We start from the raw sequence: 19,438 nt of genomic DNA on the forward strand, positions 1-19,438 counted from the left end.
TCCGGCAACTCCCTCGCCAACTCCACCGCGTCCTCCGCAAACTCCGACACCCCCGCCAACCCCCGCAGGCACCCCCTGCCCGAGAACCTCCTCATCGGCCCCCAAACAAAACAACTCCTCCTCCATTCCGACGGCATCACCGGCTTCATCGCCGTCCGGTTCCAACCCTGGGGCTTCTCCGCCTTCTCCACCCAAAAAGCAACCGACCTCGTCGACCATCTCCTCCCCGCGGCCAAAGCCCTGCCCCCCGCAATCACCACCCTCGCCGGCCAACTCCAAAACCAATCCCGCGAAAAAAAACTTCAACTCCTGACCACCTGGTTCATCAACCACCTCCCCCCTACCTCTCCCGAACTCAAAAAGACTCACCTCATCTCCGTCGCCCTCCAAACCCAGCACGGCCGCCAAAAGATCGCCGACCTCACCCGCGAATTCGACATCAACTCCCGCACCCTCGAATGGTATTTTCTACAATATCTCGGCCTGCCCGCAAAACTCTTCGCCCGCATCCTCCGCTTCAATCACGCCCGTAATCTCATTCAACAAAACCCCGACATCGGCCTCGCCGCACTCGCCTACGAGACCGGCTACACCGACCAGGCCCACTTCAGCAAAAACTTCCGGGCATTCTTCGACCTCTCCCCCGCCCAGTTCAAAGCCCGGATAAAGAAATTCAAAAGCGATACCGCCGGCCTCGACCCCAATGTCGTTTTTGTACAAGACTGACATCGCCGGCCGCCGTACCTTCGCCCCAACAGAAATAAAATAATATGGTAAAACACCTCGCCACCGTCGGCGTCTACGTCGAAGACCAACCCGCGGCAGAAAAATTCTGGACCGAAAAACTCGATTTCGAAGTAAAAAATAAGAAGGAGATGGGCAACGGACTCTACTGGCTCGAAGTCGCACCAAAAGATGCACAAACCGCGCTGGTCCTCTTCCCCAAAAAACTCATGCCCAACTATGCGGAACTAAAACCATCGATCGTTTTCAACACCACCGACATCGAAACCCTCTGCGCCACCCTCAAAACCCGCGGCGTCGCCTTCAAAGACGAACTCGCCAACCTCGGCTGGGGCAAATTCGCCTCCTTCCTCGACCCCGACGGCAACGAATTCGGTCTCCGCGAGTGGTAATCTCATCGAGATAGACTGGCAAAGCCAGTCTATCTCGATGCAAAACTCACATCGATTTTATTTTTATAGGCAACGGCAAAATGCCCCCCATCCAGATCCATGCGATAAATATTCTCCTTCCCCGCAGCCCCCTTCTTCCCATTACAAAAAACCGTATCCCCCTTCAACACCGGCTGCCAGCACTCATACCCCCGCGGCGAGATCCGCATACTCTTCCCCGCCCCCAGATCATGCACAAAAACCGCCGTATGCGGCTCCCCACTCCTCGCCTCCTCCCCAACACCCGCCCAATAGATCAACTTATCCTCGCTCTTGTTCAGCATAAAACTCGTAGAACTCGAAAAAGAAAGACTTGAATCCATCTGCTCGAACCCTACGCGCTGAAGCACCCTCCCATCCAACCCATAAATATACACCGCCGACATATTCTGCACCACGATCTTCTTCCCGTCCGCACTCCACGTCGGCGAAGAAAAACCCAGACTGTCCGTCGGCGCCCCCAGCTCCACCGCATGCTGGTTCTCCTTATCGATATATTTAATGCCCCAGCTCCTTCCCGTAAAGGCGTTGTATACAAGATAGTTCCCATCCGGCGACCATACCGGCCCATAACAATTGTGACAGGCCGTGTCCAGGATCGTCACCTTCCCGGCCTCCAGGTCAAAAACCCCAATGCGGCGTTCGTGATCCTTCCCACCCACATCCGTATACGCAATCTTCCGCCCATCCGGCGAAAGCCGCGGATCGGTGCCGTTCACGAAAATGCGCGTCGGCTCCTTGCCATAAGCAACGGCATAAAGCCCCTTGCTGTTGACGTAGCAATAATCAAACACTTTCTTTTTGCCGGAAAATAAACTGCAGCTCGCAAAAAAACACACGAATCCTAAATAGTACAACTGTTTCATAAGAACGGATTTTTATTTTGCGCGCGGCCTTCGGCCGCGCCGCTATTTCTTTACAATATGTCTCAATATCTTTCGATGCATCTCATCAGGCCGGAACGGCTTATGAAGATACCCGTTAAAGCCATGCTTCTCCAGATCATCATACATATTCTCATAAACCGCCGCCGTAAACGCGATCGCCGGCACCTCCTTATTCACATTCCTCACCTGCGTCAACAACGCCTTCCCATCCATCAACGGCATCTCCAGATCCACCAGCAGCAGATCATACGCCTCCTGCTGAAAAAGATCCCACGCCACCTGCCCATTCTCCGCCGTATTGATACTCGCGCCCCAACTATGTAAAAACCTGCGCGCAATTTTCATATTCACCGCATTATCTTCAACAAGAAGGATCCTCACCCCCGTCAGCTTCTGCAGCCCCCGCAACTTCTCCTTCGGCACGATCATCACTTGCTGCTCAAACGGCAGCAACATGTCGAAGAAGAAGACACTTCCCTGGCCCTGTACGCTGCGTACCTGCAACTCACTCCCCATCTTCTTCACCAGTTCCCGGCAGATGCTCAACCCCAGCCCCGAGCCCCCATACTTCCGCGTCGTCTCCGCATCAGCCTGGGTAAAACTCTCGAAAATGATCGGCAATTTCTCCGGCGGGATGCCGATCCCCGTGTCCTCGATCCCAAAACCAAGTTCCACGCCGCTGTCCGTAACGCCCTTCACTTTCATCCGCAGGATCACCGACCCCGACTCCGTGAATTTCACCGCATTCGAAAGCAGGTTCAGCAACACCTGCTTCAGCCGCATCTCATCCCCGACCACCTTTTTGCCCGCGGGCAGGGTGTCCATCTCGAGCTGAAGCCGGATATTCTTCTGCTGCACCACCGGACTAAAGGAGTCCGCGGCCTGCTGTAAAGTATGACTCACGTCAAAGGACTCTTTTATAAATTCCAGCTTGCCTTCATCAAGCTTGCTGAAGTCCAGCACCGCATTCACAAGCTGCAGCATATGCTCCGAAGAATCCTTCAATACATTAAAGTGATCGCTCTCATGCAGCGACTCATCCTCCTGGATCAGCAGATGCATCGTCCCGATGATCGCATTCAGCGGCGTCCGCAGCTCATGACTCATATTACTCATAAACCGCGCCTTCGCCGCCGCGGCTTTCTCCGCCTTTTCCTTCGCCTGCAGCAATTCGATCTCCACCAGCTTCAACGCGGCGATATCCCGCTTGTTCCGCTTTTCCTTAAAATCCAGCAGTCGCAAAACGATATAAAAGAAGACACAGACCAGAATGAACGTCACAAGGATATTCAATATAAGATGCCGGTTGCTCACCTCCTCCGGCACAGGCTCCAGTTGCGAATGATACGGCATCAGCAACACGATCCACATCAGGTTCAGCGTCGTCGCAATGATAAAGATCGCCACCCCAAGATCGTTCTTCCTCACCCGAAGCAGATAGATCATCGCCATGACAAACGGGAAGAGATAGAGGTACGACCCCTGCGACGTCCCCTGGTAATAACAGAGAAACGAGGAGTGCGCATTCACAAACAGGATGCTCAACATTTTCGGAACTTCCAACATCCCCCTCACGTTGAACCACATAAAGCCAAACAGGATCACGATCCCCGCGATCTCGATCAGGGCGCTCTTCGGCATCCCGTTGGTCACATCAAAAATAAAATTGAGAAGGTTACAGCCCATCGCAAGCACGATGAACGTATTCAGCTGCCAGAATTTGGCGCGCGTAAGGGGGGGTGCAGCAGGGAGCCCTGCCGGGTTTTTCATGACTTAAATATATCCTAAATGCCTGGTATATGCAATACCCCGGCCCAACTCCTTAAGCCTCATTTCTTAACACCTCCAAAGGCGGCCGGTTCAGCACCCCACGGCTATTGTACCAACCCACCAAAACCGTTAATACACAGACAAATACAAAGATTCCCGCCACACTGGCCCAATGCACCGAAAAGCCGCTTTCCAGGGCCAGTTCCGACAACGCAAACGTCAACCCAAGCGCAAGCAGGATACCCGTTCCCGCGGCCAGCGCCCCCAGAAAAAAATACTCCAGCAGCTGGATCGTCCGCACCTGCCGCCGGCTCGCTCCAAGTGTCCGCAACAAAACACTCTCCTGGATTCGCTGAAACTTGCTGATCAGGACCGAAGCGATCAGCACGATGACACCCGTCAGCAGGCTAAACCCCGCCATAAACCGGATCACAAAGCCGATCTTCCCAAGCACATCGTTGAGGATACTAAGCACCAGCCGCATATCGATCATCGAGATCGTCGGAAACCGCCGCACCATCGCCTGCTGAAACCGCGCCGATTCCTCCGGCGACTCCACCTGGGTGATCAGGATCCGAAACTGCGGCGCCTGCTCCAACACCCCCGTCGGAAAGACGATCGCAAAACTGGGCCCCAGTCTCCGCCAATTCACCGCCCGCAGACTCCCTACCACCGTCGTCACCGGCGCCCCCTGCACGTCAAAAACGATCGTATCCCCGATCCCTACATGCAGGTTCAACCGCGCATATTCTTCATCCACACTCACAAAGATCGTCCCTCCCCCGCCCACTGTCCCTCCGCCAGTCGTCCCTCCGCCCGAAGTCCCGGCCCCCGCCGTATCCTTCACGGGTGCCCCCAGCTTCCCCGCCACCAGCTTCTCCGTCGGCACCAGTGAATCCCGGTAGGTCACCCGCTGCTCCCGCTCAAAAAGCCACCATCCCGGCCGCCCCGTAGTGTCAGCCACCCCTCTCCTCCCTCGTCTCCCACCCCCATTTACCGTATCCTTCGCCGCCATGTCTGCCGTAATCCCTTTTATCGACGTATACCTCACCGTGACCACCGACACCGACTGCAACACCGGCAGCCCCGCACTCCGCACAAGACTGTCCACCCCCGCCAGCTGCTCCCGCTGGATATCAAACAGGATCATATTCCCCTGGTTGCTGTTGGCCGTGACGGTCACCCGGTCGATCAACAACTCCTGAACGAAATACAACGTCCCGATAAACGTCGTTCCCAACCCGATCGTCACCACCAGGATCAGCGTCTGATTATTCGGCCGGTAAAGATTCGCAAACCCCTGCCGCCAGAGATAACCCCATCTCGCGGGAAAGAACCGGCGAACGCAAAACATCAACAACTTCGCCATCCCCGCCAGGAACAAAAAGGAAACGAGCAGCCCCGCGGTGAACGCCATCGCCTTCCCCCAATTCCGCATCCGTAAAAAAGCAAATCCCGTGATAAAACCAACGATAAGCAGGTACACCAGCCACCGCAACGCATCTCTTCGCCGGCCGGTCCCCTCCACCGACGCCCGCAACGTATACATCGGCGAGATCTTTCGAATGGATAAAAGTGGCAGCAGGGCAAACAAAAGCGAGATCGTCAACCCAACGATCACCCCTTCCGCCACCGCCGGCCAGGAAATATGAAAACTCGTTTCAAACGGCAGGATATCTTTCAGCACCACCGGCAACACCTGCTGGATCGCGACCCCAAGGACGGCGCCCGCGATCGACCCAAGCAGCCCGATCCCCGCCACCTGGATCAGGTAGATCAAAAAGGCCTGCCGCGCCTTCAGTCCAAGACAGCGCAACACGGCGACATCGGCAATCTTCTCCCGGATATAGATATTCACACTGCTGCCTACGCCGACACAACCAAGCAGCAGAGCGATAAAACTGATAAGGGTAAGGAATTGCGTCAGATCCCCAAACCCGCGACTCATCTTCCGCTTACGCGAATCCACCGTCTCGTAATAAGAATCCTTCTTTTCCAGCCGCGGGGTGATCACGCTCATCAGCTGCCGGACATCGCTCCGCGGATATTGATAGTAGTAGCGGTAATCGACCCGGCTCCCGGTCCGCATAAGACCCGCGTCAGCCAGCCATCGCAACGGGATATAGACAGGGGGTGATATCGTCGTCGACAGCTCGTTGCGGCCCGGCGCCTGATCGATACTGCCGGCGATCATAAAGCTCAGGTTGCCGATCCGCACACTGTCCCCCACCTTTCCGCCATATTGCAGCATCAACGTCTTATCGACAAGGGCCTGCCGGCCGCGGCGAAAAGACATCCCGGCCGCGGCCGGCGTCGTCACGAGCGAACCGTAAAAAGGATAATCCCCCTCCAGCGCATGCACCTGCACAAGCCGGCTCTGACCGTTCTTCTCGAACAGGATCATCGAATTGAAGTTCCGCTCCTCCGAATGCCGGTTCGGCGCCGAATCCACAAGGGCAAGCGTTTCCTTCGACAGCGGCTTATAAGCGCCCACGACAAGGTCCGCGCCCACCAGCGTCTTCGCCTCGTCGTCGATGCCCATCCGCAGGTTATGCCCAAACGAAAGCGTCGACACAAGCGCCGCAATTCCCAGAATGATTGAGGAGATGAAAAGCGCCAGCCGCCCCCGGTTCTTCCGGCTATCCCGCCAGGCCATCCGAAAATACCACCCCGCACCCGGCCGGCTCCCGCCGGCGCCAAATAGCTTATGGTCTTCCATCGGCGACAATACGGCCTCCCGCGATCCGGATAATGCGTTGCGTACTGGCCGCAAGCTCGGTATTATGTGTCACGAGGATCAATGTCGTCCCCGCCTGCCGGTTCAACTCGAAAAGCAAATGCGTGATCCGCTCGCTCGTCTCCGCATCGAGATTGCCCGTGGGCTCATCGGCAAAAAGGATCCGCGGCTGGTTGGCAAAAGCCCGCGCCAGCGATACCCGCTGCTGCTCCCCGCCCGAAAGCTGAACCGGATAATGATGCAACCGGTCCGCCAATCCAACGGCATCCAGCAATTCTTTCCCCCGCGCCCGCGCATTCTTCTCCCCCTTCAGCTCCATGGGAACCATCACATTCTCCAACGCGGTCAGCGTCGGCAACAACTGAAAATTCTGGAAAATAAACCCTACATAACGATTACGCACCGCCGCCCGTTCATCCTCGTCGAGATCTCCAAGCGGAATTTGATTCAACTCCACCGACCCCAAACTGCTGCGGTCAAGGCCGGCGCTAAGCCCAAGAAGGGTCGTCTTCCCGCTGCCCGAAGGCCCCACAATGGCCACCGTCGCCCCCGCCTCCACTGAGAAGCTCACATCGCTCAAAATATGCAGAGTGTTGCCCGCCAGGGCATAGGTCTTGCTTACATTACTTAACTTTAGAATAGTTTCCACAGGGTTAATTTACAACTATATCCTCTAAAGATTGTTCATGTGGATGCAAACACCGCCAAAATGTCGACCAATATGACCAAAGTAGCGACCATCCTGCTCCTCCTGCTGGTCTCTTCCTTCCAACCGCGCCCAAAAAAGCATATCATCTTTTTCGGCGACAGCCTCACCGCAGGCTATGGCGTCGCCCCCGCCCAATCCTTCCCGTCGCTTATTCAACACCGTCTCGATAGCCTCCATCTCCCTTACTCCATTACAAACGCCGGCGTCAGCGGCGAAACCTCCAGCGGCGGCCGCAGCCGCATCAGTTGGGTCCTCCGCCAACCCGTGGACATCTTCGTCCTCGAACTCGGCGCCAACGACGGCCTCCGCGGCATCCCCGTCAGCGGCACTACCGAAAACCTCCAGGCCATCATCGACGCCGTAAAAACAAAATATCCTTCGGCCCGCATCATCCTCGCCGGCATGCAAATGCCGCCCTCCATGGGCGCCACCTACGCCACCGCCTTCCGGAATATCTTCCCCTCCCTCGCCGCCAGGAACAAAACCGCCCTCATCCCCTTCCTCCTCCAAAACGTCGGCGGCATCCCCCGCCTCAACCAACCCGACGGCATACACCCCAACCCCGCCGGCCACCGCATCGTCGCCGACAACGTCTGGCGCACCCTCAAACCACTGCTCTAAGCCCCCAAATTTTTTCTCCTAAAAGGTATCATTTTTACTACCTTTTATTCTTATCTTTACCCCCCCAAATACTACCATAAACCGCATCCCTATGAAGTCGAGTGAGCTGCACCGGAGGATCAGAAACAGTGGATGGATACATATTCGCACGGTTGGGAGCCATTACATCTACGAAAAAGATGGACGCACCTACCCCGTGCCCTATCATGGATCAAAGGAGATCGGCAAAGGGTTGGAAAAAAAGATCATCAAGGAAATGCGACTAAAATAATCAAAATCACAACTAATGAAATACGTAAAAATAATCGTCGAAAGAACAAAGGACTTGTACTCAGCTTACGCCGAGAACGTTCCTGGTGTATATGGAGCAGGCCCGTCCGTCGAAGAAGCGAAAAGCTCGATCAACGACGCAATACGTCTTCTGAAGAAACATAATAAAAAGGAACACATTCCCGCAATCTTAAAAGGAGACTTCGCGCTCGTTTACAAATACGATGCAGAAAGTTTTCTGAGACATTACAAAGGTATCTTTACCAATTCCGCACTGGAGCGGATTACCGGTATTAACCAGAAACAATTTTCTCACTATGCATCGGGCCTGAAAAAGCCAAGGCGGACACAGGCAAAAAAAATAGAAACAGCTCTGCACAAGCTGGGCAACGAACTTCTGGCCATCGAACTTTAAGCGAGGAGGTTACCACGCGCCAACGCGTCATTTCCCCCTCGTAATCGTAATATTCCTGTACTCTATCGGCCCATGATCCCCCTGCAAATAGATCGGCCCGGGCTCCCCCTCATGACTGTCCAACGCCCCACCCGTGATCCCGGGTATCTCCTGCCCACAGATCACCATCTTCCCATTAAACACCACCGTCACCTTCCGCCCCACCAACGTCACATCATAACTCTGCCATTCCCCCGAAGGCTTCCCGGCCTTTTCACTCGGCGACAAAAACCCATAGACCGCGCCGATCTCATTATTCGGCGGCTCCGTCCCACCTTCATCTTCCACCTGCAACTCATAACGGCCACGCAGATAAACGCCGCTGTTGCTGTGCGGCGGATACCGGAACTCGATATGCAGCTTGAAATCCCCGAATTTCTCATCGGTCACGATATTCGCCCCGCTATGCGGACTGCGAAGGATCCCATTCTCGGCCAGCCATTGATTGTTGGCCCCCATCGCATGCCAGCCCTTCAGCGAAGTGCCGTCAAATAATTTCTCGGTGGGACCCCATACCGGCTCCCTCTCCCGCCGTAACGCCGGACTCCGCCGGCCCGTCCAATGATATTGTTTTCCATCCGGCGCGACCATCGTCCCCACCAGGCTGTCTCCCTCCAGCCGGCCTTCCACCGTAAGGTCCCGGTCGTCCCGCTCCCACTGCGGGGGGATCGAAAAGTTAAACGACAACCCGTTAAAGTTGATCTTGGCAATAGGCCGCGCACTCCCCCCATTCCCGACCCACCGCCCCACGATCGTCCTCACCCCCGAAGGCTGCATCTCCAGCCAGGAAGGCATCTCCCGGCTCGGGGCATGGATGGTCACATCCCACCTACCCATAAACGCAACCACCGTATCAGGCGCACAGCGCCCAACTATCCAAAATGCGATCGCAAAGAGCGATAGAAGTATTCTTTTCATAATAGATTGTAAAAACGAAATTTACACCAAATTCGGGAATCCTGATGCCATCCTATATCGATAAGCAGTCCATCTCCACCCACCTCCCCATGGCGGAATGTATCCCCGTCATGGAATCCATGTTCCGCGCCCTCGCCGCCGGCCAGGTCCTCCAACCCCTCCGCACCCTGATGTGGCTCCCCGACAAAACCGGCCTCCTCGGCATGATGCCCGCCCACGCATCCGACTCAAACATAATCGGCGTCAAACTCATCACCATCTTTCATAAAAACGACCCCTCCCTCTACCCCTCCCACCAGGGCGTCATCATCCTGTTCGACGGTAATAACGGCACCCCCCTCATGCTCTTCGACACCGAAGAGATCACCGCCATCCGCACCGCCGCCGCCAGCGCCGTAGCCACCAACCTTCTCGCCAACAAAGCCGCCTCCACCCTCGCCATACTCGGCACCGGCGAACAGGCGCAACGCCACATCGAATCCATCTCCCTCGTCCGCCCCATAAAAACTATTCGCCTCTGGGGCCGCGACAAACAAAAAGCCGAACAACTCAAACGATCAAACCCAAACACCAATATCGTCCTCACAGACACCCCACAACAAGCGGTCGCAAACGCCGATATCATCTGCACCGTCACCGCGGCCACTCAACCCATCCTCAACGGCAACTGGATCTCCCCGGGTGCCCACCTCAACGTCATCGGCTCCTGCACGCCAAACGCCCGCGAAGTCGACACCGACACCATCACCCGCGCAAATCTCTTCACCGACCGGTACGAATCCCTATTCAATGAAGCCGGCGACTTCCTCATCCCCAAAAAGGAAGGGCATATCACCGAAAGTGACGTCCGGGGCGAGATCGGCGAAGTCCTCACCGCCACAAAACCCGGCCGCCGGCACCCCACCGACATCACCCTCTTCAAATCCCTCGGCATCGCCGCCGAAGACCTCTACTCCGCATATCATATCTATAAGAAGGTTCTCCTCCAAACTGTCTCTTCGACGCATTGATAAAATCCGTATATTTAGCTAACCACAAAAAACCTACTTGCTATATGGAAAAAAAATCGACCATCGGTCGCCGCCAATTCCTGGAAACGGCCGCCACCGCCGCCATCGGCTTCACCATCCTTCCCAGACACGTACTCGGCGGCAAGAACTATGTCGCCCCCAGTGACAAGATCACCCTCGCCTACATCGGTTGCGGCACGCAAGGCATTCGCGAACTGCTGCCCATCCTCGCCAACCCGAACTTCCACGTCGTCGCCGTCGTCGACCCTAACCGCGACGCCGTCGGCTACCGCGACTGGTCAAAAGGCGGGCTCCTCAACGAGATCCGGACAGCGATCAAAAAACCCGACTGGCAGGCCGGCGGCGACAACAACATCCCCGGCGGCCGCGAGAACGGCAAGTCCATCGTGGAAACTTTCTACGCCAACGTCCGCCCCGAAGCCAAATACACCGGCTGCCACACCTACGCAGACTATCGCGAACTCCTCGACAAAGAAAAAGATCTCGACTCCGTCAAGATCATGACCCCCGATCACCTCCACGGCGTCATCTCGATGGCCGCCATGAAGAAAGGCAAACACGTCATGGTCCACAAACCCCTATCCAACCGGCTCCTGGAAGGCAAAAAAGTCATCGACTTTGCCCGCAACAACAAGGTCATCACGCACCTCATCCCCTGGGATAGCAACGGCGATATGGGTCCCATCATGGCGATCATCAACAGCGGCGACATCGGCACCCTGCAGGAAGTCCATTGCTGGACCAACCGCCCCGTATGGCCGCAATATCCTACCATACCCACCGACACCCCGGCCGTACCCCCCGGCCTCGACTGGGATCTCTGGATCGGCCCCGAAGCACAACGACCCTATCATCCCGATTATACAAATATGGTGTTCCGCGGCTGGTATGACTTCGGGGGCGGATCGATGGCCGACATGGGGCATTACGCGTTGTGGACCGTCTATAAGGCGCTCGAATTACAGGACCCTACCATGGTCGTTCCCCATTTCAGCCACGTCGTCGGCATGAATGAACCCGTTCCCTTCCAGATCAAAAACGACTTCTCCTTCCCCATGGCCAGCACCGTGCGGCTGAAATATCCGGCAAAAGGATCACGCCCCGCCGTTGACCTCTGCTGGTACGACGGCGGCATGCGCCCACCCATCCCCATCGAATTGCTGGAACAAAATAAAGAACTGCCCGCCGAAGGGCAGATGTTCGTCGGCGACAAAGGCAAGATCCTAACCGACTTTTATGTCGGCAACCCGGTCGTCCTCGGAAAATCATCCAACCAACCTGCCGCAGCCCGGGTCAATCAGGTCGAACGCGGCGCCGCAGCCCTGCAAAACTTCATCGACGCAGTAAAAAGTGGAAATCAATACCCCGGTAGCTTCCGGGAAGCAGAAGGAATAACCGAAGCGATCAACCTCTACGCGGTCGCGCTCCGCTCAGGCAAGATGCTGAAATATGATGCCGCAAGCCGCACCATCACAAACGTCACCGACGCAAATAAATATCTGTCAAGAGAATATCGCCCCGGCTTCGAAATATAAAAAAAGGGCCCGCCTGATGGCGGGCTCTTTTTTTTATAGCATCTTTATAGTCGCGATCATCTTGTCCGCTTCGGCCTGCTGAATATTCGTAACGGGCCCATCACTGCTCGTCACCAGGTACCAGATGCCGTTCTTCTTCGGATCGGCATCCTTCCTCATATCCATCCGCTTGATCGTATACGTTTTGTAATTCGCAATATCTCCATTGGCCCCCGTCCTCAACGCCGCCAAACCCTTCTGAAAATACCGCAGCTGCTCCAGGTTCCCAAAACGAAGCGTCGCCATGGTAACATCATCAGTCACCTGCTGATCGCGAAACTGCAACACATAACACGTATCCGTGTTCTTAATGATCCGCTGCAGATCCAACGGCCAATTGCCCGTCCTCAATTCAACGAGACTCGTCGTACTGCTGTTGCTGATTGTAAATTGTGCCCTGGAAAGAAAAGGAACAAAGAAAAATAGAACAAGAAGTTTTTTCATAGCGCGATGTTTTTTTATCTAAACTGATTTTAACGGATTAACCCGGATTTTAGTATGCCCGAAACCCTACAGACCCTTGATAGTTTTCCCCATAATATCCGCTTCGGGCTGTTTAAAACTCGTTGACCCCCATTGATAACGCAATAGATACCAGATCCCATCGAATTTCTTATCGGCCCTCGACAAACTATAATCTTTGAAATTGGCAATATCCCCATTGTGCCCAACCTTCAGCGCATCCAGCCCCTTCGCAAAATATTTTAGTTGCTCGACATTGGGGAACGTCAGCGTATCCAAACTAACGGCATCCATAACTTCTTGATTTCGATAAATCAACGAATAGGTCCCAACCCCGTCGGCATTCCGCTCGAGATTGATCGGCCACGCGCCGCCCCGTATTTCAACAACATTTTCAGGTAATGGCCTGCCGGCAAATGGCAGAAATAACACGCTCAGTAGGAGGTATTTCATATAATACATGGATTAATAACGGCCAATCCCCCACTTTTAGCATAAATTATGCCATACTACTTCCAACTTCCGGTCCCTACATCGATCTTCCACTCCCGCGGTTCCGGCACCCACAACCGCCCTCCCCCGATCTCCACCGGCATCCATAAATACGTCGACTCCCACTGCATCCCCGGCCGCCAGATATCCCCCATAAAAATAACAGCCGTATCCTTCGATCCCTCCACCTTCAACATCATCGTCGACTGACAGCCATACGTGTTCGTCTCTGGCGGTGCAATATTTTTAAACTCCGACCACGGTCCCTCCAACGACGTAGATGTCGCATACACATTTGGGTTAGCCCTCCATCCCGTCAGCCGGCTCCCGATCGCATAATAAAGTCCCCCATAGTGCACAACCGCCCCGCCTTCCATATGCTGCGGGATCAGACACATCTCCTTATCCAGACTCAGATAATCCGCCGCCGCCAACCGCGCAATCCGAAACCCGAACGGCCGGTCTTCGAAGATCAGATACGCCGTCCCATCATCATCCACAAACTGCCCGATATCCCGGCTCTCATGATCCAGCGGCCGGAAGCTCTTCACATACCGGAATGGCCCGTCAGGCCGGTCGCTGACAGCTACCCCCACGCGCGCAAACTTGTAGCTCCGGTTGTCCAGATGGAAATACATCACATATTTCTTCGTCGGTTTATTATAATACACCTTCGGCCGCTCCAACACCCAATGGCCTCCCAACTGCTCTGGGTCCTCCAACTGCAACGCATCGCCCAGGAACTTCCAATGCATCAGGTCCGTCGACGAATAACAACTCACATACCGCCGCACCGTATCCAATCCCTGACGCCGCTCCTCCCCATACCAGTAATAGGTCTTACCCATCTTCAGAATACCGCCCCCATGCGCCTGGATATGCTCGCCGCGGTCATCCAGCCACAGTTGCCCGATACCCCCGCTGTCCTTTTGATAAACCCGTACATAGTCGATCTCATACCGCCGCGGGAAAACCGTCCCGCTCATATCGCCACCGGCATCTCCGCCAAGCGCCAGGTTCAAAATAAGATACTCCCGCTCTTTAAACGGATTCACACGCAAACTATCCCGGTTCACAAGGCTGTCCAGCGGCTCCGTCAAAAGTACCCGTCCATCCACCGACAACGCAATCGCCTTCTCATCCCAATCCATCCGCCAGACGTGAAACGCCGAAGCCCACGCCTCGCCGCCCAAACTGTCCAGCGGTGTCTTCTTACTAAACCACAACGGCGAATTCTTCTTCTCCGTTCCCGTTGCAATATTCGCCAGGAGCATCTTACGGTAATACTCCATGATATCGATCTCGCCATTCGACGGCCAGTTGCCCTTCTCGCCAAGCGCCCAAAACGCCGGCCACATCCCCGGCGACACATCGATCTTCGCCCGCATCTCAAACCGGCCATACCGGAAATGATGAAGCCCCCGCGTCAGCAGACTCGCGGAAGTATATTCTATCGTCGGCGACTTCCGCCGCCAATCCCCACTGCCGGAATCATATAAAGGATTTGGCTTACTCTCCTTCCTTGCCTCGATGATCAGCTTCCCGTCCTTGCACCACGCGTTCTCCGGCTGATACCACTGCGCCTCATGATTCCGCACAAATCCCTTCTCAAATGTCCAGTTCTTCGGGTTCGGCGGCCCATCGGTATTAAACTCATCCGCCCAAACCAGCCGGTACGGCGTCTCTCTCTTACCCCCAGGCCCCGCCGCTACCACCAGATCCAACGCATGGTCGGCCTTCACCCTATCCTCACCCCCCCAAACCTTTACACTGGTCCACGGCGCCGCGGGCGCCGCCCAAAACTCGTCCCCCGCAGAAAGCCCCAACGGCTGAAAAACGTCCGTACACAAATACTCACTCCCCACCGTGATATACGCATCCGCCAGATTCTCCTGGTGTCCCGCCAACCCGATCCGCAACCAACCCTTTTCATCAAACGTCCCCGGCGCGCCAAGCGTCCGCTTGATCACCGCCGTCAATGCACTCCGCACCTGCCCCGGCGACAAAGACCCCGGCAACTGCTTCCGCGCCGCCATATCCGCCAACGCATGAAACGCCCCGCACCGATAGGTGATAGACCGACCCGTCACCGGGTAACTTCCATCCACGCCGATCATCCTCTCCTGGATCTCCGCATACCGCTGCGCGATCCTCCCCATGCGAAAAGAAAAATCCCGATACCGCGATCCCGCAACATCCAACACCGCCAGCAAAAAAGGCTGGATCACATAACTGTTATAATAGTCCTGGTGCATCGCCGCACCATCGGAAAACATTCCATCTCCCAGATACCAATGCTGCGAGAACTCACGCACCGCAAACTCGATCCGCATCGCATCATACGGCAGCCCATATTTGCAAAAAAAGGCCTCGATAACGGCCGGGAACAGCAACCAGTTACTGTAACCCGGCATCGTAGCCCGGGTCTCCATCAGCACAGCAACCACCTGCTTCTGTACCGCCGGATCGAGATGCTGCCAAAGCCAGGGACAACGGATAAACCCCAACGCAAAAAAGGAGGCATCCACCAATGGCTGCCCCCCTTTCCACTCCATATAATCCTTTGCCGCCGGATTCACGGCGTTAGCAACGGCCTTCAATGCCCACTCCCGGTATTGCCGGCGCAACCGGACCTCCTCCGCCGGCCCATCCTCACTGTCCAGCCACCGCCCGATCCCGCTAAGCGTTCGCCCAAAAGCTTCGAGGTAAGTCACCCGGCGACGCTCCGCCGCATTGTCAATCCGCATCGACAACACCACCGGCATCTTCTCATGCAGCCGGTCCTCCGCCAACGCCGACAACACCGGCCTTGAAACCTTATCTAAATAAGAAACCCACAACGCCCGATCCCCCTGCGCAAACGCGCGCCCCGCACATCCAAGCACGATCAACAACGAAAACCATATTTTCATAAAACCGTATTATTCCAGCTCATCCAGCACCGCATGATCCAACCCCTCCAACACCTCCACCTCCGGCTTCAGCAACTCAAACACCACCACCTCATTCCTCCCCTTCTTCAACCACTCCGCGGGCACATAAATAGTCTGCTGCGGCCCAACCCGCCAATATCTTCCAAGGTTATGTCCATTCACCCACACACAACCCTTCCCCCACTTCCGCATATCAAAATACGTATCCGCCGGCGCGTCCATCATAAAACTCCCCCTCCTCACCACCGGCCCGCTATCCCCACCCTTCAAGGCAAGCCCCTCCACCGAACCAAACGGCAACCGGTACATCTGCCATCCCCGCAATTCCTTCCCCCGCCATTCCACGGCCCCGATGATCCCCTTCGTATTCTTCAACAGATATGGTCCAAAATTGATCCTTCCCAGGTTCTCCACCAAAATATCCAACCGCACCCTCCCCGCCGGCATTTCCAGCACGAGGCTATCCTGCCGCAGCCGCCGGTCCAACACCCCCACCCGGCGGCCATTCACAAACACGATCCCAAGATCCCGCAACCCGCCAACCCGCAACAGCCCACCGCCGCCATCCACATCCGTCCGGTAAAGCACATACCCATACGCCTGATCCAACTCCTCAAAGCTCATCGGCCGCGAAGCAGTCACCGGCGCCGGCAGCATCCCAAACACCGAACCCACCTCACTCAGATGCACCGCACCCACCTTTACCGCCGGCTTCGCCGGCGGCACCTCCGGCAACACAGTCCCCGCCGGCAAATGCCTCCCGATCACCTTGCGAAACTCCATGAATTTCGCCGTCGCATTCCCTGCCTCATCAAGCGGCGCATCATAGTCATAGCTGCTCGTCTGCGGTTCATACGGATTCCGGTCATTATAATTGCCCCCATTCATAAAGCCCCGCGTCGTCCCCCCATGGAACATATACATGTTGATCGAGATTCCCGCACCCAGCACCGAATCCAGCCGCCCCGCATACCGCTCCGCCGGAACCGTATGATGCCGGGTCCCCCACCAGTCAAACCAGGCAGGATACCACTCCGCAATATAATAAGGCCCCTTGCCGTCATGATTCCTCCTTACGATCTCCTTCACCCGCTCCGGCCGGTCGACCCCATTCACCGCCGGTAACAACCCCGGTAAATGTCCCTTCCCCACATCCCCCGCGGGATCACAGGTATACAACAACCCATCAAAACCCGCCTCCACAAACATCCGCCGGTTGAGATCCAAATACTCCTTATCACTCCCATAGCTCCCATACTCATTCTCGATCTGCACCATCAAAATATTCCCGCCATGATTCACCTGCAACGGCGCCAGCTGCCGCCCCACCTCATGAATATATTTCCGGTATTCTTCGATATACTTCGTCTCCTTACTCCTCACCACCAATCCGGCTTCCTTCTCCAGCCAATAAGGATATCCGCCAAACTCCCACTCCGCACACACATACGGCGAAGGCCGCAACACGACCCAAAGCCCCTCTTCCTTCGCCGTACGCACAAACGCAGCGATATCATTATTGCCGGAGAAATCAAAGGTCCCCTTCTCCGGCTCGTGCACATTCCAGAACACATAGGTCCCCACCGTATTCAATCCCATCGCCCGCGCCATCCGCATCCGCTGCCGCCAAGCTTCCCGCGGCACCCGCGTATAATGCATCTCGCCCGAGATCATCAGAAAAGGCTTCCCATCCAGCAGGAAACTCGAGTCGCCAAGCTCAAATCGATGGGTCCCCTGCCCACGGACCGCCAGGACCGCCATCATCATAAAAAACAGTAAACTCCTTCTCATCAGTACCCCGGATTTTGCGCCAACACGGCGTCTTTATTCAAATTGATCTCCTGCTGCGGTATCGGCAACAACAGGTTCGTCTTCGACAAACCCGCCATCGGATATACCACCGTATTCGAATTATACTTCGTCGCTCGATCCACCAGCGTACCCGTCCGCATCAGCGTCAACCGCCGGTTCTCCTCACCCACCAACTCCCTCGCACGCTCATCCAATACAAAATCCAACGTCATCTGACTGCCCGTTACCTGAGGCGCATGCGCCCTCGTCCGCAAGGCATTGATCGACGTGGCCGCCGCATCCGTCTTCCCCTGCTGCACCTGCGCCTCCGCCTGCAACAGATACGTCTCCCCAAGCCGCATCAGGATAAAATCCTTGATCATCGCAAACCCAAACACATCATTCGGATCGTACTGATACCACTTCGTCGTATGCGGACAGATCTTGTACACCGTATCCGCATTGTTATAAGGTACCGGTTGGCCAAACTTCGCCGTTTGCGTCGGATCGTTATACGTATACCTCCGCCGGATATTGTACGGTGAGTTCCGCATATCCCCGGCATCATACAACCCATACAATACCCAACCGCTAAGCCGCATCCGGCTGATCCCGCGGCCACCCAGCGAATCACAGATCGCCATCCCCGTAATATTATAATACCCCGCACCCCAATTCCGCCGCTGCTGCGCATTTCCCGTATTGCCACCCGGCACCGTCGCCGGATTCTCCTCCTCCAGCACCCAGATCGCCTCCTTGTCCCCCTCCTTCCGCCGCTCGTTATGATAGACGAACATATCCGAAAAAGCATCACCAGGCAAACTCGTCTTCGTCCCGTACCGCGCCGTGATCAGACTGAACGCTCCACTGCCGATAATCGCCTGCGTCTGCTGCTCAGCCAGATCACCCTTCCCCATCCGCAGATAAACTTCCGCCAGCAACTGCATCGCCATATACTTGTTGGCCCGGCCATACAGCTTTCCCGAGGCATTCGATTTCACCGCCTCGATATCCGGCAGGTTCGCCGCGGCAAACGTCAGGTCCGCCACACACAACCCATTCACACTGTCCAGCGAAGCCCGCACAAAATCCGTCTTCGGACCCGTCAGCGGCTTAGACACCAACGGAACTCCTCCAAAGCACTCCGCCAACATATTATACGAATACGCCCGGAAGAATCGCGCCTCCGCATCCGTACTCGCCTTGTTCCCCGCACTGATCCCCTTCAACGAAGGATTCTCGATGTTGGCAATGATCGTGTTGGCATTATTGATCTCCTTATAGGCCCATTGCCAGGTATACAACGCAGCCCCATCCGTGGAGATCAGCGTCGTATAATTGTAGTAAGGAACTTCGATCCCCTCCGGCTGCGTGGCAAATGCGATATCCGTTCCCACCTGCCAGACATCCGGCCACCCCTGGTGATCCGCATACGTAAGGAAATTGCTCATCTGGTTATACAAGCCATAACACGCCGCCTCAAAACCCAGCGAGTCCGTCAGCGTCGACGGCGAATACGAGGAATACGGCGTCTCCGCCAGGTAACTCTTCTTACAGGCAACCGCCATCATCAAAACCGAAACCGCCAGGCCAATTATTATATTCTTTTTCATT

Annotated in this window: 17 protein-coding genes; 7 read left to right on the forward strand and 10 right to left on the reverse strand. The window is 55.7% G+C overall.

The features are described from left to right. Both VGM48_RS07255 and VGM48_RS07260 read left to right on the forward strand, forming a co-directional pair. Nucleotides 1-726: helix-turn-helix domain-containing protein (locus VGM48_RS07255; protein WP_331577541.1), on the forward strand; the 726-nt coding region annotated here is incomplete at its 5' end. A gap of 44 nt (nt 727-770) precedes the next feature. Beyond that, entirely contained in the window at nt 771-1,136 is a 366-nt protein-coding gene (locus VGM48_RS07260; RefSeq protein WP_331577543.1) for a VOC family protein, read from the forward strand. Nucleotides 1,137-1,165: 29 nt separating this feature from the next. Here VGM48_RS07260 and VGM48_RS07265 read toward each other — a convergent pair whose 3' ends face one another. The 4 genes from VGM48_RS07265 to VGM48_RS07280 are packed head-to-tail and all read right to left on the reverse strand — an operon-like array spanning nt 1,166 to nt 7,218. Beyond that, complete coding sequence (locus VGM48_RS07265; RefSeq protein WP_331577545.1) at nt 1,166-2,041, reverse strand: hypothetical protein; 876 nt, start codon at nt 2,039-2,041, stop codon at nt 1,166-1,168. 42 nt (nt 2,042-2,083) lie between these two features. Next, complete coding sequence (locus VGM48_RS07270) at nt 2,084-3,832, reverse strand: ATP-binding protein (RefSeq protein ID WP_331577547.1); 1,749 nt, start codon at nt 3,830-3,832, stop codon at nt 2,084-2,086. A 52-nt stretch (nt 3,833-3,884) separates the two neighbouring features. Then, nucleotides 3,885-6,551, reverse strand: a complete 2,667-nt coding sequence (locus VGM48_RS07275; protein WP_331577549.1) for an ABC transporter permease — start codon at nt 6,549-6,551, stop codon at nt 3,885-3,887. Beyond that, entirely contained in the window at nt 6,538-7,218 is a 681-nt protein-coding gene (locus VGM48_RS07280) for an ABC transporter ATP-binding protein (RefSeq protein WP_331577551.1), read from the reverse strand. The genes VGM48_RS07275 and VGM48_RS07280 overlap by 14 nt, the downstream gene beginning before the upstream one ends. Before the next feature lie 72 nt (nt 7,219-7,290). Here VGM48_RS07280 and VGM48_RS07285 point away from each other — a divergent pair, with 72 nt between their 5' ends. From VGM48_RS07285 to VGM48_RS07295, 3 genes are all read left to right on the forward strand, one after another. Further along, nucleotides 7,291-7,899, forward strand: coding sequence for an arylesterase (locus VGM48_RS07285; RefSeq protein ID WP_331577553.1), 609 nt, complete (start codon nt 7,291-7,293; stop codon nt 7,897-7,899). A 91-nt stretch (nt 7,900-7,990) separates the two neighbouring features. Then, nucleotides 7,991-8,170, forward strand: coding sequence for a type II toxin-antitoxin system HicA family toxin (locus VGM48_RS07290; protein WP_331577555.1), 180 nt, complete (start codon nt 7,991-7,993; stop codon nt 8,168-8,170). Nucleotides 8,171-8,185: 15 nt separating this feature from the next. Then, nucleotides 8,186-8,584 (forward strand): hypothetical protein, encoded by a 399-nt coding sequence (locus tag VGM48_RS07295; protein ID WP_331577557.1) that lies wholly within the window; start codon nt 8,186-8,188, stop codon nt 8,582-8,584. A gap of 27 nt (nt 8,585-8,611) precedes the next feature. Here VGM48_RS07295 and VGM48_RS07300 read toward each other — a convergent pair whose 3' ends face one another. Further along, nucleotides 8,612-9,541 (reverse strand): DUF1080 domain-containing protein, encoded by a 930-nt coding sequence (locus VGM48_RS07300; RefSeq protein ID WP_331577559.1) that lies wholly within the window; start codon nt 9,539-9,541, stop codon nt 8,612-8,614. 44 nt (nt 9,542-9,585) lie between these two features. On the opposite strand from VGM48_RS07300, the gene VGM48_RS07305 reads away from it, so the two are divergent. Next, complete coding sequence (locus VGM48_RS07305; RefSeq protein WP_331577561.1) at nt 9,586-10,551, forward strand: ornithine cyclodeaminase family protein; 966 nt, start codon at nt 9,586-9,588, stop codon at nt 10,549-10,551. Between the two features lie 44 nt (nt 10,552-10,595). Then, nucleotides 10,596-12,107: a Gfo/Idh/MocA family protein gene (locus VGM48_RS07310; protein WP_331577563.1), complete on the forward strand. Its 1,512-nt coding sequence runs from the start codon at nt 10,596-10,598 to the stop codon at nt 12,105-12,107. 33 nt (nt 12,108-12,140) lie between these two features. Here VGM48_RS07310 and VGM48_RS07315 read toward each other — a convergent pair whose 3' ends face one another. The 5 genes from VGM48_RS07315 to VGM48_RS07335 all read right to left on the reverse strand — a co-directional run bounded on the left by VGM48_RS07315 (nt 12,141) and on the right by VGM48_RS07335 (nt 19,437). Beyond that, on the reverse strand, nt 12,141-12,590 hold the full coding sequence (locus tag VGM48_RS07315; protein WP_331577565.1) for a hypothetical protein: 450 nt from the start codon (nt 12,588-12,590) through the stop codon (nt 12,141-12,143). A gap of 66 nt (nt 12,591-12,656) precedes the next feature. Then, a complete protein-coding gene (locus VGM48_RS07320; RefSeq protein ID WP_331577567.1) occupies nt 12,657-13,061 on the reverse strand; it encodes a hypothetical protein in 405 nt (134 codons plus the stop codon). 56 nt (nt 13,062-13,117) lie between these two features. Next, a complete protein-coding gene (locus VGM48_RS07325) occupies nt 13,118-16,012 on the reverse strand; it encodes a DUF2264 domain-containing protein (RefSeq protein WP_331577569.1) in 2,895 nt (964 codons plus the stop codon). 9 nt (nt 16,013-16,021) lie between these two features. After that, nucleotides 16,022-17,824 (reverse strand): beta-galactosidase family protein, encoded by a 1,803-nt coding sequence (locus VGM48_RS07330; protein WP_331577571.1) that lies wholly within the window; start codon nt 17,822-17,824, stop codon nt 16,022-16,024. Then, the gene (locus VGM48_RS07335; RefSeq protein ID WP_331577573.1) at nt 17,824-19,437 is read right to left on the reverse strand and encodes a RagB/SusD family nutrient uptake outer membrane protein; all 1,614 of its coding nucleotides are present in this window, start codon (nt 19,435-19,437) and stop codon (nt 17,824-17,826) included. The genes VGM48_RS07330 and VGM48_RS07335 overlap by 1 nt, the downstream gene beginning before the upstream one ends. Nucleotide 19,438 lies beyond the last annotated feature (1 nt).

Origin of the sequence: Puia sp. (genome assembly GCF_036500295.1) — a bacterium.
Classification (GTDB): Bacteria; Bacteroidota; Bacteroidia; order Chitinophagales; family Chitinophagaceae; genus Puia.

Excerpts from the sequence above, each read along its gene's own strand:
- VGM48_RS07260 (WP_331577543.1), top strand. The coding sequence starts at position 771 with ATGGTAAAACACCTCGCCACCGTCGGCGTCTACGTCGAAGACCAACCC.
- VGM48_RS07265 (WP_331577545.1), bottom strand. The coding sequence starts at position 2,041 with ATGAAACAGTTGTACTATTTAGGATTCGTGTGTTTTTTTGCGAGCTGC.
- VGM48_RS07270 (WP_331577547.1), bottom strand. The coding sequence starts at position 3,832 with ATGAAAAACCCGGCAGGGCTCCCTGCTGCACCCCCCCTTACGCGCGCC.
- VGM48_RS07275 (WP_331577549.1), bottom strand. The coding sequence starts at position 6,551 with ATGGAAGACCATAAGCTATTTGGCGCCGGCGGGAGCCGGCCGGGTGCG.
- VGM48_RS07285 (WP_331577553.1), top strand. The coding sequence starts at position 7,291 with ATGACCAAAGTAGCGACCATCCTGCTCCTCCTGCTGGTCTCTTCCTTC.
- VGM48_RS07290 (WP_331577555.1), top strand. The coding sequence starts at position 7,991 with ATGAAGTCGAGTGAGCTGCACCGGAGGATCAGAAACAGTGGATGGATA.
- VGM48_RS07295 (WP_331577557.1), top strand. The coding sequence starts at position 8,186 with ATGAAATACGTAAAAATAATCGTCGAAAGAACAAAGGACTTGTACTCA.
- VGM48_RS07300 (WP_331577559.1), bottom strand. The coding sequence starts at position 9,541 with ATGAAAAGAATACTTCTATCGCTCTTTGCGATCGCATTTTGGATAGTT.
- VGM48_RS07305 (WP_331577561.1), top strand. The coding sequence starts at position 9,586 with ATGCCATCCTATATCGATAAGCAGTCCATCTCCACCCACCTCCCCATG.
- VGM48_RS07310 (WP_331577563.1), top strand. The coding sequence starts at position 10,596 with ATGGAAAAAAAATCGACCATCGGTCGCCGCCAATTCCTGGAAACGGCC.
- VGM48_RS07315 (WP_331577565.1), bottom strand. The coding sequence starts at position 12,590 with ATGAAAAAACTTCTTGTTCTATTTTTCTTTGTTCCTTTTCTTTCCAGG.
- VGM48_RS07320 (WP_331577567.1), bottom strand. The coding sequence starts at position 13,061 with ATGAAATACCTCCTACTGAGCGTGTTATTTCTGCCATTTGCCGGCAGG.
- VGM48_RS07325 (WP_331577569.1), bottom strand. The coding sequence starts at position 16,012 with ATGAAAATATGGTTTTCGTTGTTGATCGTGCTTGGATGTGCGGGGCGC.
- VGM48_RS07330 (WP_331577571.1), bottom strand. The coding sequence starts at position 17,824 with ATGAGAAGGAGTTTACTGTTTTTTATGATGATGGCGGTCCTGGCGGTC.
- VGM48_RS07335 (WP_331577573.1), bottom strand. The coding sequence starts at position 19,437 with ATGAAAAAGAATATAATAATTGGCCTGGCGGTTTCGGTTTTGATGATG.